General features: G+C 68.6%; 17 protein-coding genes. 10 read left to right on the forward strand and 7 right to left on the reverse strand.

Translation table 11 applies throughout. The annotated features are described in order from the left end of the window. Nucleotides 1-79: 79 nt before the first annotated feature. Entirely contained in the window at nucleotides 80-592 is a 513-nt protein-coding gene (locus EV640_RS05345; RefSeq protein ID WP_036476823.1) for a MarR family winged helix-turn-helix transcriptional regulator, read from the forward strand. Nucleotides 593-717: 125 nt separating this feature from the next. Further along, entirely contained in the window at nucleotides 718-2139 is a 1422-nt protein-coding gene (locus EV640_RS05350; RefSeq protein ID WP_036476827.1) for a class II fumarate hydratase, read from the forward strand. 85 nt (nucleotides 2140-2224) lie between these two features. Here the strand turns inward: EV640_RS05350 and EV640_RS05355 are convergent, their stop codons facing one another. The 4 genes from EV640_RS05355 to EV640_RS05370 form a co-directional block, all read right to left on the reverse strand. After that, nucleotides 2225-2713 (reverse strand): NUDIX hydrolase, encoded by a 489-nt coding sequence (locus EV640_RS05355; RefSeq protein WP_133726019.1) that lies wholly within the window; start codon nucleotides 2711-2713, stop codon nucleotides 2225-2227. Nucleotides 2714-2717: 4 nt separating this feature from the next. After that, nucleotides 2718-3251: a prepilin peptidase gene (locus tag EV640_RS05360; protein ID WP_051501365.1), complete on the reverse strand. Its 534-nt coding sequence runs from the start codon at nucleotides 3249-3251 to the stop codon at nucleotides 2718-2720. Nucleotides 3252-3330: 79 nt separating this feature from the next. Further along, nucleotides 3331-3960, reverse strand: coding sequence for a carbonic anhydrase (locus EV640_RS05365; protein ID WP_036476835.1), 630 nt, complete (start codon nucleotides 3958-3960; stop codon nucleotides 3331-3333). Further along, nucleotides 3957-4580 (reverse strand): DUF4245 domain-containing protein, encoded by a 624-nt coding sequence (locus EV640_RS05370; protein WP_036476838.1) that lies wholly within the window; start codon nucleotides 4578-4580, stop codon nucleotides 3957-3959. The genes EV640_RS05365 and EV640_RS05370 overlap by 4 nt, the downstream gene beginning before the upstream one ends. Nucleotides 4581-4714: 134 nt before the next feature. Here EV640_RS05370 and glpX point away from each other — a divergent pair, with 134 nt between their 5' ends. After that, nucleotides 4715-5779 (forward strand): class II fructose-bisphosphatase, encoded by a 1065-nt coding sequence (gene glpX / locus EV640_RS05375; RefSeq protein ID WP_051501366.1) that lies wholly within the window; start codon nucleotides 4715-4717, stop codon nucleotides 5777-5779. A gap of 62 nt (nucleotides 5780-5841) precedes the next feature. Beyond that, nucleotides 5842-6141 (forward strand): putative quinol monooxygenase, encoded by a 300-nt coding sequence (locus EV640_RS05380; protein ID WP_036476840.1) that lies wholly within the window; start codon nucleotides 5842-5844, stop codon nucleotides 6139-6141. Nucleotides 6142-6182: 41 nt separating this feature from the next. Here EV640_RS05380 and EV640_RS05385 read toward each other — a convergent pair whose 3' ends face one another. Both EV640_RS05385 and EV640_RS05390 read right to left on the reverse strand, forming a co-directional pair. Beyond that, entirely contained in the window at nucleotides 6183-6449 is a 267-nt protein-coding gene (locus EV640_RS05385) for a hypothetical protein (protein WP_036476843.1), read from the reverse strand. 6 nt (nucleotides 6450-6455) lie between these two features. After that, nucleotides 6456-7622, reverse strand: a complete 1167-nt coding sequence (locus EV640_RS05390) for a S8 family serine peptidase (protein ID WP_243832242.1) — start codon at nucleotides 7620-7622, stop codon at nucleotides 6456-6458. A gap of 176 nt (nucleotides 7623-7798) precedes the next feature. Between EV640_RS05390 and EV640_RS05395 the strand changes: the two genes are divergently transcribed. The 5 genes from EV640_RS05395 (at nucleotide 7799) to EV640_RS05415 (ending at nucleotide 13326) form a co-directional block, all read left to right on the forward strand. Continuing rightward, complete coding sequence (locus tag EV640_RS05395; RefSeq protein ID WP_133726021.1) at nucleotides 7799-9085, forward strand: 5-(carboxyamino)imidazole ribonucleotide synthase; 1287 nt, start codon at nucleotides 7799-7801, stop codon at nucleotides 9083-9085. A gap of 195 nt (nucleotides 9086-9280) precedes the next feature. Then, a complete protein-coding gene (purE, locus tag EV640_RS05400; protein ID WP_036476978.1) occupies nucleotides 9281-9793 on the forward strand; it encodes a 5-(carboxyamino)imidazole ribonucleotide mutase in 513 nt (170 codons plus the stop codon). Further along, nucleotides 9790-11430, forward strand: a complete 1641-nt coding sequence (locus EV640_RS05405) for an LCP family protein (RefSeq protein WP_036476849.1) — start codon at nucleotides 9790-9792, stop codon at nucleotides 11428-11430. Before purE ends, EV640_RS05405 begins: the two co-directional genes overlap by 4 nt. A 19-nt stretch (nucleotides 11431-11449) precedes the next feature. Further along, nucleotides 11450-12817 (forward strand): mannose-6-phosphate isomerase, class I, encoded by a 1368-nt coding sequence (manA, locus tag EV640_RS05410; RefSeq protein ID WP_133726022.1) that lies wholly within the window; start codon nucleotides 11450-11452, stop codon nucleotides 12815-12817. Then, on the forward strand, nucleotides 12814-13326 hold the full coding sequence (locus EV640_RS05415) for a GtrA family protein (protein WP_133726023.1): 513 nt from the start codon (nucleotides 12814-12816) through the stop codon (nucleotides 13324-13326). Before manA ends, EV640_RS05415 begins: the two co-directional genes overlap by 4 nt. 127 nt (nucleotides 13327-13453) lie before the next feature. Here the strand turns inward: EV640_RS05415 and EV640_RS05420 are convergent, their stop codons facing one another. Beyond that, on the reverse strand, nucleotides 13454-14278 hold the full coding sequence (locus EV640_RS05420) for a TIGR03089 family protein (protein WP_051501368.1): 825 nt from the start codon (nucleotides 14276-14278) through the stop codon (nucleotides 13454-13456). A 178-nt stretch (nucleotides 14279-14456) separates the two neighbouring features. On the opposite strand from EV640_RS05420, the gene EV640_RS05425 reads away from it, so the two are divergent. Further along, nucleotides 14457-15062: a WhiB family transcriptional regulator gene (locus tag EV640_RS05425; RefSeq protein ID WP_133726024.1), complete on the forward strand. Its 606-nt coding sequence runs from the start codon at nucleotides 14457-14459 to the stop codon at nucleotides 15060-15062. Nucleotides 15063-15095 lie beyond the last annotated feature (33 nt).

The raw sequence follows: 15095 nt of genomic DNA on the forward strand, positions 1-15095 counted from the left end.
TACCATTGCCTTCAGGAGCTAACACCTAGCCCAAGCAACTATCGAGAGGCAGTGGCGTGACGGCCACTTCGAGGCGGGGATGTTGAAGGACCAAGACGGACATCAGGCAGATTCCCCCGGTCTCCGAACTGGCGGCTACTGGTACCAGGACACTCCGCATGCGCCGAGCTCCGTGGAGGTGCTGAACCTGCTGCGCAGGTACCGCGAGTCTGAGCGGAAGATGCGCTCGCGCACCCGGGATTCGATGCGCATGGGGGAGACGGATCTCCTCGCGCTGCGCCACGTGCTGCGGGCCCAGGCGGCGGGAGAGCTGCTGCGTCAACGGGACCTGGCCCGCGAACTGGACATCAGCGCCGCCTCGGTCAGCGTCCTGGTGGACCGACTGATCCGCGATGAATATGTCCGCCGCGTGCCGTTCCCCAGCGACCGCCGCTCGGTGGCGATCGAACCCACCATCGCAGGGGACCACGAGGTGCGCGAGACGCTCAGCGAGATGCACCGCCGGATGCTTGCGGCCGTGGAGGCGCTCACCGAGGCCGAACGCGCGGCCGCCGCGAAGTTCCTCAACGGACTCATCGCCAGCGTCGACTGAGCCCGACCGGTGAGCCCGGCCGGTGGGCCCGGCCGGTGGGCCCGGCCGGTGAGCCGAGCCGTGTGCTCCGCTCGGGCTGCGCGTCACTGTCTCGGTCCCCGGGGATCGGTTATTAGACTGAGGCTATGACCGAGAACACTACTGAGACCGAATACCGTATCGAGCGCGACACCATGGGCGAGGTGAAGGTGCCCGCCCAGGCCCTGTACCGCGCGCAGACCCAGCGCGCCGTGGAGAACTTCCCGATCTCGGGACGCACCCTGGAGCGCGCCCACATTGAGGCGCTGGCGCGGGTGAAGAAGGCCGCAGCCCGGGCGAACAAGGACCTCGGGGTGCTCGACGCCGAGCTCGCCGAGGCCATCGTCCACGCCGCCGAGCTGGTGGAGACCGGAGACCTCGACGAGCACTTCCCGATCGACGTGTTCCAGACCGGCTCCGGGACCTCCTCGAACATGAACACCAACGAGGTGCTGGCCACCCTGGCCAACCGCTACCTGGCGGAGAAGGGCTCGGACAAGGAGGTCCACCCCAACGACCACGTCAACGCCTCGCAGTCCTCCAACGACGTCTTCCCCACCTCCGTCCACGTGGCCGCCACCTCTGCGCTGGTCAACGATCTGCAGCCGGCCCTGGCGTACCTCGCCGAGGCCCTGGAGGCGAAGTCCGAAGAGTTCGCCTCCGTGGTGAAGTCCGGCCGCACCCACTTGATGGACGCCACCCCGGTCACCCTGGGCCAGGAGTTCGGCGGCTATGCCGCACAGGTCCGCTACGGCGTCGAACGCATCGACTCCGCCCTGCCGCGCGTGGCCGAGGTCCCCTTGGGCGGAACCGCCGTGGGCACCGGGATCAACACCCCGCTGGGCTTCGCCGAGAAGGCGATCGCCAGCCTCGCCCAGGACACCGGGCTGCCGCTGACCGAGGCCCGGGACCACTTCGAGGCCCAGGCCAACCGGGACGGGCTGGTGGAGGCCTCCGGGCAGCTGCGCAACATCGCCTACTCGCTGATGAAGATCAACAACGACCTGCGCTGGATGGGCTCGGGTCCGAACACCGGTCTCGGTGAGATCGCGATCCCGGACCTGCAGCCGGGCTCCTCGATCATGCCCGGCAAGGTCAACCCGGTGATCTGCGAATCCGCGATCCAGGTCTGCGCCCAGGTGATCGGCAACGACACCACCGTGGCGCTGTCCTCCACCAACGGCGCCTTCGAGCTCAACGTGGGCATCCCGGTGATGGCCGCGAACCTCCTGGAGTCCATCCGGCTGCTGAAGAACACCAGCTACGTGATGGCCGACAAGATGATCAAGGGCCTGACCGCCAACGAGGAGCGCGCCGCGTTCCTCGCCGCCGCGTCCCCCTCGGTGGTGACGCCGCTGAACAAGCACATCGGCTACGAGGCGGCCGCCGAGATCGCCAAGCACGCGGTGAAGAACAAGCTCACCGTGCGCGACGCCGTGATCGAGCTGGGCTACGTCGAGCGCGGCGACCTCACCGAGGCGCAGCTCGATGAGTCCCTGGACCTGATGAGCATGACCCGCCCCGGCTGATCCCCGTTCCGTTCCGTCCCAGGCAGTTGAGTTCTCCGGTCGATACGTACCGACCGGAGAACTCAACCAGCGGGGTGGGGTGGACTCAGCTGCGGAATCGGGCGGGGGCCTCGGCGTCCAGCGCCCAGTCGATGACCATCCGCTGATCGTCGCTGATCGGCTCCGGGAGCCGCGAGACGGGGAACCAGCCGACCTCGACGGACTCGTCATCGTTGACCCGGGCCTGTCCCGAGACGGGCTCCATCTCCAGCACCGTGTCCAGGTACCGGCAGGCGTCCCCATTGGGGTAGCGCACCAGCCCGGTCGCGAAGACCCCGGCCACCCGCACCGGACGGGCGATGACCCCGGTCTCCTCTTCGACCTCGCGGACGGCGCCGAGGGCCGGGTCCTCGCCTGGATCCAGGATCCCCGAGGTCACCGTCCAGGCTCCGTTGTCGGCTCGACGCACCAGCAGCACCTCGGTCTCGTGGTTCCCGGTGGCCCGGCGCAGCACCACACCCTGGGTCGCCGGGATCCAGAGCTCCCTGGTGCCGATGTCTTGACGCAGTTCCTTGATGAAGTCAGGGGTGGGCATGGGTTCAGCCTAGCGAGTCGCCGCCGCTGAGCATCAGCGCAACAGCGGTGCCCACCAGGAGAAACGGCCCGAAGGGAACCGCTGTCCTGGCCGTGCCTCGCCCGGAGACCAGCAGCCCCGCCGAGACCAGTCCGCCGAGCAGGAAGGACACCACGACGGCGGCCAGTACGGTGTCCCAGCCGAGGAGGCCGGTGTAGAGCCCCAGCACGACGGCGAGCTTCACGTCTCCCATGCCCAGTGCCGGCGGAGCGATCAGCCGCACGAGCAGGAAGAGCCCGCCCCAGATGAGTGCGGCAGCCAGGGCCCGCAGCGCGGCGAACGGGTCCCCCAGCAGCAGTGCCGTGGGCATCAGCAGGCCCAGCGCGATTGCGGCCCAGGGGTAGATGATGCGGTTCGGAAGCCGGTGTTCCCGCAGATCGATGAAGCTCAGCGAGATGGCGCAGACCACGAAGACGACCCCGCCGACCAGCAGCAACAGCCCCGCAAGGGCCTGGCCCAGCGATCCGGAACTCAGGAGCTCGGTGATGAACGCGATCACGGACCCACCCTAGGCGTCAGCCCCTCCGGAGGGAATGGGGCTGACCAACCTGGGGAGATTCAGCCGGCTGAGCCGAAGGTCAGACCTCGCCGATGCTGGTGACGACGTCGGCACGGCCCTCCGAGAGCCGGTAGGTCACCCCCATGACCGCGGTGCGACCCTGGGCCACGGCATCGTGGAGCACCCGGGAGTGATCCACGATCCGGTGCGCGGTCTGCTTCACATGTTCTTCGACGGTCTCATTGACACTGGTGATCCCCGCACGCTGCGCGGCCAGCACCGAGGGGGTGATGCGCTCCACCAGGCTGCGCACGAAGCCGGTGGGGGTGACCCCGGACTCGGTGGCCTGCAGCGCGGCCGAGACCGCGCCGCAGGAGTCGTGGCCCAGCACCACGATCAGCGGGACCTTGAGCTCGGCGACGCTGAACTCCAGGGAGCCGAGCACGGCGTCGTCGGTGACCTGACCTGCCGTGCGCACGACGAAGACGTCACCGAGGCCGACGTCGAAGATGATCTCGGCGGCCAGACGAGAGTCCGAGCAGCCGAAGATCGTGGCCACCGGGTGCTGGGACTCGGTGAGCGAGGAGCGGCGTGCGGCGTTCTGGTTCGGGTGCTTGGAGTCGCCGGCGACGAAACGGGCATTTCCGGCCTTGAGCAGCTCCCAGACCTCCGCAGGAAGCGGCTGGACGGGCGTGGTCGATGCGGTCATCCTGTGGAACCTCCGTTGTCGTCCTCTGTTTCTACCTCAACATCGATCGATGTCGCGACAGCTGCGAGGAAGGTCTCAAACTGCTCGGCCGTGGCATCGCCGCCGAGCACGATCGCGGTGCCGTCGATCGGGTTCTCCTCGGCCTCCAGGACGTAGTACTTCCACTGGTCATCCTCGCGCACCTCGAAGGTCAGCCCCTCGATGGTCTCCTCCCCGGTGGGCCCGAGCTGCCGGGTCGCATCGTTGACCCACGCCGGGTTGGGCTCATCGGTCTGCGCGAAGCTCAGGAAGCTCTCCTCGTCCACGGAGTACCCGACCTCCCAGGCGGTGACGCCGAGCTCGACGCGGTTCTCCCAGCGGGCGTAGTTCGCGGTCCACCCCTCGGGCACCTCTGGGGAGATGGCGGTGAAGTCCGCGACGTCGCTGGTCCACCCCGCCGCCTCCGCGACATCGACGTCCGGAGTGAAGGCGACGTCGCGCTCGGGTCGCAGTCCCGTCACGGCGAAAACCGCGAGCAGGGTGATGGCCACCGTGATCACGACGCCGATCAGGGGCTGGCGCAGACGCTTCGCCTGGGACTGCGTCAGCTGCGGAGTGGGGGCTTCTTCTGGCTCGGTCACCTCTCTATTGTGTCACCGTGGACTGACATGCCCGGGTCCGTGACTCGATGCCGCGTCCGTGCTCGCGGCTATGATGGCGGCAGGGCCGGCGACGAGGCCGGCCAGAAGCCGAGACGACAAGGTGGCCCAAGCCCATGAACGATTCTTCGCAGCACCGCGGGACACGCTCCGACGACGGCTCGTCCCAGGACTTCTCCCATCTTTCGGCACGACTGGCCGTGGGGGACTCCGAGCCGGACCGCCACCTGGCCATGGAGCTGGTCCGGGTCACCGAGGCCGCAGCCATCGCCGGTGGCGCCTGGGTCGGCATGGGGGACAAGCTCACCGCCGACGGTGCCGCCGTGGACGCGATGCGCTCCCTGCTCGACACCGTGAACCTCAACGGTGTCGTGGTCATCGGCGAGGGCGAGAAGGATGAGGCTCCGATGCTCTATAACGGTGAGCGGGTCGGCAACGGTGCCGGGCCCGAGGCCGACGTGGCGGTCGATCCGATCGATGGCACCAGGCTCACCGCTTTGGGCTACAACAACGCACTCGCAGTGCTCGCCGTGGCCGAGCGCGGCACCATGTTCGACCCCTCCGCGGTCTTCTACATGGACAAGCTGATCACCGGGCCCGAAGCCGCCGACATGGTGGACCTTCGCCTGCCGGTGAAGCAGAATCTGCACCTGATCGCCAAGGCCAAGAACAAGCGGATCAGCCAGCTCAACGTCTGCGTGCTGGACCGCCCGCGCCACTCCAAGCTGGTCACCGAGATCCGCGAGGCCGGCGCCCGGGTCCGGTTCATCATGGACGGTGACGTGGCCGGCGGCATCGCCGCGGCTCGCGAAGGCTCCGGGATCGATGTGCTCATGGGCGTCGGCGGCACCCCCGAGGGCATCATCACCGCCTGCGCGATCAAGGCCGTGGGCGGCGTCATCCAGGGTCGCCTCGCCCCGGTGGACGACGAGGAGGCGCAGAAGGCGCTCGACGCCGGTCACGACGTCAGCCGGGTGCTGACCACCGATGAGCTGGTCACCGGGGACAACTGCTACTTCGCCGCCACCGGGATCACCGACGGCGACCTGCTGCGCGGCGTGCGGTACCAGGGGGACAAGGTCTCCACCCAGTCCATCGTGATGCGTTCGAAGTCCGGCACCGTCCGGATCATCGACGCCGAGCACCAGGCCCGCAAGTGGGAGTCCTACACCCGGCAGTGACGCCCTGAGCGGCCCCGCCGGGAGGGGCTGACAGGTCCGCGCGGCGCCTCTACTGTGATCCCATGACCTTCGCCAATGTGGGGACGCTGGGAGTAGCGCCGGGCGCCCGGGACCAGGTCGTGTCCCTGTTGACCCGGCATAACCCAGACCTGCAGCGGGCGGGTTGTCTGCTCTACGAGGTGGGCGTCAGCGAAGAGCACCCCGAGACGGTCTTCGTCACCGAGCTCTGGACCTCCGCCGAGGCCCACCGAGAGTCACTCCAGCTGGCAAGTGTCCAGGCGCTCATCGCAGAGGCCATGCCCCTGCTCTCCGGTGCCATGGACGGCCACCGGTTCGAGGTGATCGGGTCCCCGCTGCACTGAAATCGACGCAGCAGGGACCACCCGACGCCACGACGCGGCCGCTACTGGACCTCAGCGTCGGGTGGGGCTATATGGTGCTGTTGGGCGCCGTCGGCGGAGGCTACTCCGGCCACGGCAGAGAAGCTCGGCGGCTCGTCCGCCGCCTGGGCCTGCACTCCCGGGGAGGTGACGGTGTGCCCGGTGATCTGCCCGAGGCTGCGCAGCACCCGGTCCACCATCAGCCCTGCCGCCTCCAGGTCCGCGACCACCTGGTCGATCCCGTCGAGGTGCTCCTCGTCGACGGTGATGATCCACTGCTGATCCGTCACGACCGATCACCCGCCCTGCGCCGGAATCACGGCCAGTCCGGCCCCGACGTCTTCCATGTCAGCACCTGAGAGCTGGCGAGCGGTCCGAATCAGCTCGTCCCACAGCGGTTGGCCGCGCAGCCCGGTGGAGGCCGAGAGCAGCGCGGCGACGCCGGAGACATGCGGGGCCGCCATGGAGGTGCCGCTGATGCTGCGGTGATGCGCGGGACCGGGCCAGGAGGAATAGATGTCCACCCCGGGGCCGGCGATGTCGACTTCCCCGCCGTCATGAGGCAGCGAGCGGGCCGAGAAGTCCGCGACCTGCAGTCCCGCGTCCAGCGCCGCCACCGCCATGACGTAGGGGCTGTTCGCCGGTGCCCCCACGAACCCGGGATCACCCGCGCTGCGCCCGGCGTTGTTGCCCGCCGCCGCGATCAGCAACGAACCCCGCTCGAGTGCCCGCCGACCCGCGGTCACATACGGAGGATGGACCTCGCGCACATCGGCGCCGAGTGACATCGAGATGATCTGACAGTCGTTCTGCAGGGCCCAATCGATGCCTGCAAGGATCGAGGCGTCCGAGCCGGAGCCGTCTGCACCGAGGACCTTGCCCGAGAAGATCTCGACTCTGGAGGCCACTCCGAAGCCTCGCCCAGACGGGGGAGCCCAGGGTCCGCAGGCGGAGCCCACGCAGTGGGTGCCGTGTCCGTGCACGTCTGCGGGTCCTTCGCCTGGGATGAAGGACTCTGCGGTCACGGCGCGCCCGAGGAAGTCCGGATGCTCGAGGTCGAAGCCGGTGTCCAGCACCGCGATGCGCACCCCGGCGCCGGTGAGTCCGGCCTCCTGGGCACGCCCGACCTCCACCGCCTGAAGCCCCCAGGTGAGCTCGGCCGTGTCGGTGAACGGCGCCTCGACGGACCCGACGGCGGAGGGCAGTTCGACGGCCGACAGATCAGCCGCCCGGCCGCCGATCGCGTAATACGTCAGCTCGGGGCTGTAGCTCATCGGGGCTCGACGGTCCCGGCAACGTCCGCTGAAGGCCTCCAGGTCACCGGCCTCACCGTCCACCACGCCCACGCCGAGGCGCGGGAAATAGCTGTCCGTGGAGAAGCCCTGGGCGCTGAGCAGCCCGGGGGCATCGTGCTCGAGCATCTGAGAATCTGCGGTGTCGAAGGTGACTACGTAACGTCCCATTGCGGTCCCATCCCTGCGTCGTGCCGACATGTGAAGCCCAGGCTAGGGTCGCAACCTGCACATCCGCCGAGTGACCTGGGATTGGTGGGGCCGGTCAGCTGTCCGGCGTTCCCGGCTCCGGCCGGGGGTGTTTCCCTGTGCGGGCCAGCGGAGGTCATGGCGCATAATTGGGGACTGTGACGCGACAGGACAGCAACCCAGACCAGCCCAGCAGCCCCGCCGGCACCCCGAAGATCGGGGTCATCGGCGACGGCCAGCTGGCCCGCATGATGGCCCCGGCCGCCGTGGAGCTGGGCATCGAGCTGCACCTGCTCGCGGGCTCGGCCGACTCCTCGGCCGCCCAGGTCATCCCGCACACCACCCTTGGGGACTACACCGACCCCGACGAGGTGGCCGCCTTCGCCGCCGGCCTGGACGTGGTCACCTTCGACCATGAGCATGTGCCCGCCGAGGTGCTCGAGGCGCTCACCACCGCCGGCACCGATATGCACCCCGGTCCCGAGGCGCTGATCTACGCCCAGGACAAGCTCGCGATGCGCAGCGCCGTGGAGCAGCTTGGCCTGCCGAACCCGCGCTGGGCCGAGGTCCGCAGCGTCGAGGACCTGCTGGGATTCGGCGCCGACGTCGGCTGGCCGGTGGTGCTGAAGACCCCGCGCGGAGGCTATGACGGCAAGGGGGTGCGGATGATCGACTCAGCCGAACAGGCCGCCGAGGCCCAGGACTGGTTCGGCCGCGCCGCCGAAACCGGTTCAGGTCTGCTCGCGGAGCAGAAGGTGCGCTACACCCGTGAGCTCTCCGCGCAGGTGGCGCGCTCCGCTGCGGGGGAGACCGTGACCTACCCGGTGGTGGAATCCACCCAGACCAATGGGGTCTGCGATGAGGTCATCGCCCCGGCGCCGCAGACCAGCGCGGACCACCTGGAGGTGTGCGAGCGCATCGCACGCACGGTGGCTGAGAAGCTGCAGGTCACCGGCATGCTCGCGGTGGAGCTCTTCGAGATCAGTGAAGACGATGCCGACCCCGAGACCGGGACCACCGCCGGGATCTTCATCAACGAACTCGCCATGCGACCGCATAACTCCGGGCACTGGACCATGGACGGATCCGTCACCAGCCAGTTCGAGCAGCACCTTCGCGCCGTGCTCGGGCTTCCGCTGGGCGCCACCGAGGTCAAGGGCGGCGCCGGCGGCTACACGGTGATGAAGAATCTGCTCGGCAGCGACGCCGAGGAGCAACGGTCCCCACACGATTCCTTCGCCGCGGCGATGCGCCGCTCGCCGGGATCCAAGATCCACCTCTACGGCAAACAAGCCCGCCCAGGTCGCAAGATCGGGCATGTGAACATCCTCACCCAGACGCTTTCCACGCAGGAGACCTGGGAAGCGCGCCGCGCGAGGCTCCAGCGCGTGCGCCGAGCCGCCGCGGATGTGGCCGAGATCATCGTGGAAGGACCTGCCCAGTGAGCCAGAACCCAGTGAGCCAGAACCCAGCGCACCAGCACCCAGCGCACCAGAGCCCCGTGAGTGAGAACCCAACCCTTGAGTGAGAAGCCAGTGAGCCAGAACCCCGTGAGTCACCCTGTTGAGCACCAGGCCGCCGCAGCGTCCTCGAGCGACGCCGAGGCACAGACCCGCAGCGCCTCTGCGGCCCAGGTCGGTCTGGTCATGGGATCGAACTCCGACTGGCCGATCATGAAGGCCGCCGCGCAGGCGCTGGACGAGTTCGGCATCACCTTCGAGGCCGACGTCGTCTCGGCCCACCGGATGGCCGAAGAGATGATCAGCTACGGCAAGACCGCCCACGAGCGCGGGATCCGGGTGATCATCGCCGGTGCCGGGGGAGCGGCCCACCTGCCGGGCATGTTGGCCTCGGTCACGCCGCTGCCGGTGATCGGCGTGCCGGTGCCGCTGAAGCACCTCGACGGCATGGATTCGCTGCTGAGCATCGTGCAGATGCCAGCTGGGGTGCCCGTGGCCACCGTCTCGGTGGGCGGCGCCCGCAATGCCGGGCTGCTCGCCGTGCGCACCCTGGCCGCCGGAGACTCCGCCCAGGCCGCGCAGCTGCGCGAGAGCCTGCTGGACTTCCAGAAGTCGCTGGCCGCCGAGGCCCACGCAAAGGGCGCCGCACTGCGCGAAGAGGCCGCCGAGCTGGGCACGTACCGGACGCGATGAGCGACTCCACGATCAGCTATCACCGGTTCACCACCGAACCCGAGGTGATCCGAAGCCCGCAGCGCGGTTCCGAGACTGACCGCACCCGACGCGCCCTGATGCTCCTGGCGCTGACCCTGTTCATCCCCGGCGCCGCCCAGATCGCTGCGGGTTCCAAGAAGCTCGGCCGCGCCGCCCTGGCCGTCACCATCGGCTGCTGGTTCTCCGCGCTCCTGCTGGGACTGATGTTCCTCACCATGCGCGGAGTCGTGCTCTCGCTGCTGACCCAGCCGTTCATGCTCTGGCTCAGCGCGGTGGTGCTGGGCGCGCTGGCGCTCGGCTGGCTGATCCTCTGGCTTGACACCTTCCGGCTGCTTCACTTCACCTCCCTGGCGCAGGGGCTCAAGCCGATCGTCGCCGTCGTGCTGGTGGTGCTGATCACCGTGACCTCGGGGGCACTGGGCTACGGCGCCAAACTGGTCAACGAGGGTCGTGCCGCGCTGGACGGGATCTTCGCCTCCGGTCCCGGCATCGACGCCGTGGACGGGCGGTATAACTTCCTGCTCATGGGCGCCGACGCCGGCGAGGGGCGCGAGGGCCTGCGCCCAGACTCCATCCACGTGGTCAGCGTCAACGAGGACTCCGCAGAGACCATCATCTTCTCGATCCCGCGCAATTTCCAGAACGCCCAGTTCAACGAGGACTCCCCGCTCAACGCGGTCTATCCGACAGGCTATGACTGTGGCGACGAGTGCATCATCAACTTCCTCTACACGGATGTGATGAACAACCATCAGGACCTCTACCCCGAAGCTGAGGATCCCGGTGCCGAAGCCATGATGGACGCGGTCTCCGGAAGCCTGAACCTGGAGGTCTCCGGCTACGTGATGGTGGACATGGACGGATTCGAGCAGCTCATCGACGCCATGGGTGGGGTGAGCGTGGACTCCGGCGGCTGGGTGCCCTACCGCGGCCCGATGCCCGACGGCAGCTGGGGGGACAACTGGTGGGCCCCCGGTGTGTACGAGTTCTCGGGCCAGGAGGCTCTGGCCTACGCACGCTCGCGCACCTTCAGCTCCGACTACAACCGGATCCAGCGTCAGCAGTGCATCCAGCAGGCGATGATGTCCCAGTTCAATCCGCAGACGCTGCTCTCGCGATTCAGCGAGATCATGCAGGCCGGGGGGAACGTGGTGGAGACCAACCTGCCGCAGTCCCAGCTGGGCTCGTTCCTGGACCTGGCCGTCGACGCGCAGGGCCAGACCCCGCAGCGCCTGGTGCTAGGCGCCCCCGACTTCGGGGCCTCCGGCGACCTGTTCTCCACCTACCCCGATTTCGAGCAGATCCAGCAGCGGGTGGATGAGCTGATCGCCAACGAGGAGCACCAGAACGGCGGTGGGCTCTTCGGCTCCGCCGGGTTCCTGCCCGCGCAATCCGGGACGCTCGGTGTGATGCTGGCGACACCGGCCCAGGCCACCGGACAGGCCGCTGGCGCGGTCGAGGACGACGAGCCCTCGATCGACCCGACGTCGCCGCCTACCCAGCCAGACGGCTCGGAACTGACCCGGGAGTATCTGATCGACGCTCAGCGCAATGGTCAGACCGGGGTCCTCGAGGAGGCCGCCTCCTCGAACTACCGCTGCGACCCGGTGAATTAGGGCTGATAAGGTTCTCCCGATGTTCAAGATGATCAACCCTGTTCGCGACTACGCGTGGGGTTCCACCACCGCGTTCAGAGAGCTCTTCGGCTGGGCCGCATCCGCGACCCCGCAGGCCGAGCTCTGGATGGGGGCCCATCCTTCAGGCCCGTCCCTTCTGGAACTGCCATCTGCTGGCGCGCAGGGTCCCGGTGAGATCACCTCCCTCCCGGAGTACCTCCACGACTCAGCCCAGGCCTCGGAGAGCTTCCCCTTTCTGCTCAAGGTGCTCGCCGCCGAGCAGCCGCTCTCGATCCAGTCGCACCCCACCGCAGAGCGCGCCCGCCTCGGCTTCGCGGCAGAGGAAACCGCCGGGGTCGCCCGGGACGCTGCGCACCGCAGCTATAAAGACCCCCACGCCAAACCCGAACTGGTCGTCGCGCTGACGGAATTCTCCGCGCTGTGCGGCTTCCGGCCCTATGCGGAGGCTGTGACGGTTCTGGAGTCGCTTCGCACCTCGCTTGCCGGTCTCGGCCACGGCGGAGCTGAGCCGCAGGATCACCCGCAGCTGCGCACGGTGCTGGACCGGCTGCACAGCTGCGTGGTCGCCCAGGACTACGCCGCAGCGCTGGAGCAGCTGCTGGGCAGCCACCGGGACGAGTCCGCGATCGCCGCCGGCCAGCTGCACGGCATGCTGGACCCGGCGTCAGGACCGCGGCGGGAAGACGACGCCGGAATCAGCGCGTCCCTGGATCCGGGCACGCGAGGGATGCTGGACCAGGTCAGCGCGGCGTTCCCCCGGGACCCGGGCATCTTCGTCACGCTGCTGCTCAACCGCGTGCAGCTGGCGCCCGGAGAGTCGATCTACCTTCCCGCCGGGAATCTCCACGCCTACCTGCATGGGGTCGGCGTGGAGCTCATGGGCAACTCCGACAACGTGCTGCGCGGCGGACTGACCGGCAAGCACCTGGATGTCGAGGAGCTGCTCAGCGTCACCGACTTCGGGGTGCTCCCGGTCCCGCACTGCCCGGTGCAGCGCAGCGATGCTTCCCCGCACCGGACCAGATACCAGGCCCCGTTCGAGGAGTTCGCGCTGGAATCCTTTGAGCTTCCCGGAGAGGTGATGTTGGAACGGCCCGGCCCCGGTATCGTGCTGTGCACGGCCGGCGAGCTGACGCTGCACGCTCCGCCCGGAACGCGGGATGAGTCAGCGGCACCGAGTGACCCCGGCGTCGGCGTGGGACCCACCTCAGGCTCAGGAACACCTCATATGCTCACTCTTACCCCCGGCGAATCCGCCTTCTTGCCGGCCACCGCCGGCCACCGGCTGAGCGCCGCCGCTCACGCCCAGGCCTTCCTGGCCAGCTCCACCTTCGCCAGCACAGACCGGCAGGAATATCGCCCATGATCACCAAGCTGTATCGGCGCATCGAGACCCTGTTCCTCGCGCTCTGGCGCGAGGTCGCGAAGTTCGGCGCCGTCGGCGGTGTCGCCTTCATCATCGACTCCGCGATCTTCCTCTGGCTGATCAGCGGGCCCATGGACGACTCGCAGCTCAAGGCCAAGGTCGTCGCCGGCGTCGTCGCCACCATGTTCTCCTGGATGGCCAACCGCTACTGGACCTTCCGGCACCGGCGCTCCACCGGCAAGGCGCGCGAGCTGGTGCTGTTCCTGTTCATGAATGCGATCGGCCTGGGCATCCAGACCGGCTGCGTGGGCATCGCGAAGTACGTCCTGGGCATGGACTCGGTGAGCGAGGTCTTCATCGCCGGCAACGTGATCGGCCTGGTGCTGGCCACCATCTTCCGCTTCTTCGCCTATAAGTACTGGGTCTTCACGACCGACCGCACGAGCTTCTCGGACCTGCCCGCCGAGCAGGACCCCGCCGCCGACGCCGCCGAGGTCACTTCCCGCTGAGCCCGGGCCCGCCGCCCCTGTCGCGGGGGCGCGAACGGTCGGAAAGATCACGAATCCGGGCAGGATTCCACCCATCTGCGCCCCAGGGAGGGGCTCCTTGCCCCTGCCCGTGCCCGCGTCGCCGCCCTCAGCGGACGCCCTCATTGCGCAGCATCTGCTCCCACGCCTCGGGCTGCGCGGCGGGATCGCCCTGGAACAGCACCACCGGGCGGCTCTGCGCCCAGGTCTGAAGCATCTGCGCGAACAGCTCCTCGCCGGCCCAGCGGGCAAGTCGCCAGTCCTTCAGGCTCGTCTCGATCGCAGCGCCGACGACGACGAGCCCACCTCCTGCCGCAGCGCCGGACTCGGCCCCGGTGGTCGCTCCGGGAAGCGCGAGCGGCGGCAGCGGGGCCGGCAGCTGGTCCGGGTGCTGCCGGACCTCTGCGGAGATGTCCAGCGCCCAGGCGGGAAGCCGCTCTCCGGTGGACTCCTCGAAGGAAGCATCGAGCAGCCCGGGCGAGAGCGCCGCGAGCTCGGCCTCGCCGAGCCCAGACGCCATCGGCCCTGCACCGGTCCACGCGTCGGGCCGGTCGGTGATGATCAACCCGGGTTCCAGCCCGGAAGCGAGCGACACGAGAGCCTCGGCGTCGTCCTGCGCCGCTGCGGGGGCGCTCAGCGTCGTTCTCCAGCCCAGCGCCCCGGCGGCCAGCAGGACGGCGGCGGCCTTCCAATGCGGGGCGGCGTCGACCAGCACCGGGGCATCCTCGTCGATCTCGGTCTCCTGGCTGAAGAGACCGATCAGCTTGACCGCCCAGTTCTGCAGCACCCGCCCGGAGAGCTCCACCCGTTCCTGGTTCTCACCAGCTCCGTACCAGATCAGCGCGGGCTGCGGTCGGGACTCGAGCAGGTCCAGCAGGGCCGGGAAGTTCTGGGGTGCTTGGGCGGCAGAGCCGCCGAGTGTGATCGGTGTCATAGTTTCTCTCCTGGGTCCGCCGCGCCTCGCGGCAAGCTGATTTTTCACGGCGTGTCGGGCGTGATCATGGGGTTGGCGGTCTGCTAGTGGCTACTTAAGTCGCTCACTTGACGGATCATTACTTACGCCAGTGTAATTAGGGGCAGTACACGCATGATCAACCTCGGGAGGCCCTTTGATGGGGAACGCAGAGCGGCTGGGCGCAGAACAGCCCGGCACCACGGCCACAGCGCGCAGGACAGGTCTCGAGGTTCCTGCTGATTGGTTCGTGGACCCTGCTGATCCTCAGGCCGCGGAGCGGCTGGAGCACGGCAAGACCCTGGAGGATCAGGCCACGGCCTTCCTCGCCGCCCACGAGGAGGCTGAACGCCGCTCCGAGGAGGACGCGGCCGTCACCCGATCTTCGGTCACGGCTCTCAGTGAGGCGCCTTCCCGCCGCACTGAGGCCCCGGCCCACGAGCTGCCCGCCCGGGCGACTCCGGCTCCGGAGACCCAGTCCGCGGATTCGGGCCGGACCACCTGGCTGGGTCTGCCCGCGCTGGTCCCGACCGAGGAGATCGAGGGTGAGCTCGCCTGGCAGGTCGATGCGCTCTGCGCCCAGACCGATCCGGAAGCCTTCTTCCCTGAGAAGGGCGGCTCCACCCGGGACGCCAAGAAGGTCTGCGGCGCGTGCAACGTGAAACAGGAATGCCTGGAATACGCGCTGGGCAACGATGAGCGCTTCGGCATCTGGGGTGGACTCTCCGAGCGGGAGCGGCGCAAGCTGCGAAAGAGAGCGCTCTGATCAACGCTCATTCTGGCCCTCATATCGCCGCTG

Origin of the sequence: Nesterenkonia aurantiaca, assembly GCF_004364585.1 — a bacterium.
Classification (GTDB): domain Bacteria; phylum Actinomycetota; class Actinomycetes; order Actinomycetales; family Micrococcaceae; genus Nesterenkonia; species Nesterenkonia aurantiaca.

What these genes read in the sequence shown, in the direction of transcription:
- EV640_RS05420 (WP_051501368.1), bottom strand. Translation starts at nt 14,278, where the DNA reads ATGACACCGATCACACTCGGCGGCTCTGCCGCCCAAGCACCCCAGAAC.
- EV640_RS05415 (WP_133726023.1), top strand. Translation starts at nt 12,814, where the DNA reads ATGATCACCAAGCTGTATCGGCGCATCGAGACCCTGTTCCTCGCGCTC.
- EV640_RS05355 (WP_133726019.1), bottom strand. Translation starts at nt 2,713, where the DNA reads ATGCCCACCCCTGACTTCATCAAGGAACTGCGTCAAGACATCGGCACC.
- EV640_RS05405 (WP_036476849.1), top strand. Translation starts at nt 9,790, where the DNA reads ATGAGCGACTCCACGATCAGCTATCACCGGTTCACCACCGAACCCGAG.
- EV640_RS05345 (WP_036476823.1), top strand. Translation starts at nt 80, where the DNA reads ATGTTGAAGGACCAAGACGGACATCAGGCAGATTCCCCCGGTCTCCGA.
- EV640_RS05380 (WP_036476840.1), top strand. Translation starts at nt 5,842, where the DNA reads ATGACCTTCGCCAATGTGGGGACGCTGGGAGTAGCGCCGGGCGCCCGG.
- EV640_RS05365 (WP_036476835.1), bottom strand. Translation starts at nt 3,960, where the DNA reads ATGACCGCATCGACCACGCCCGTCCAGCCGCTTCCTGCGGAGGTCTGG.
- glpX (WP_051501366.1), top strand. Translation starts at nt 4,715, where the DNA reads ATGAACGATTCTTCGCAGCACCGCGGGACACGCTCCGACGACGGCTCG.
- EV640_RS05350 (WP_036476827.1), top strand. Translation starts at nt 718, where the DNA reads ATGACCGAGAACACTACTGAGACCGAATACCGTATCGAGCGCGACACC.
- EV640_RS05425 (WP_133726024.1), top strand. Translation starts at nt 14,457, where the DNA reads ATGGGGAACGCAGAGCGGCTGGGCGCAGAACAGCCCGGCACCACGGCC.
- EV640_RS05390 (WP_243832242.1), bottom strand. Translation starts at nt 7,622, where the DNA reads ATGGGACGTTACGTAGTCACCTTCGACACCGCAGATTCTCAGATGCTC.
- manA (WP_133726022.1), top strand. Translation starts at nt 11,450, where the DNA reads ATGTTCAAGATGATCAACCCTGTTCGCGACTACGCGTGGGGTTCCACC.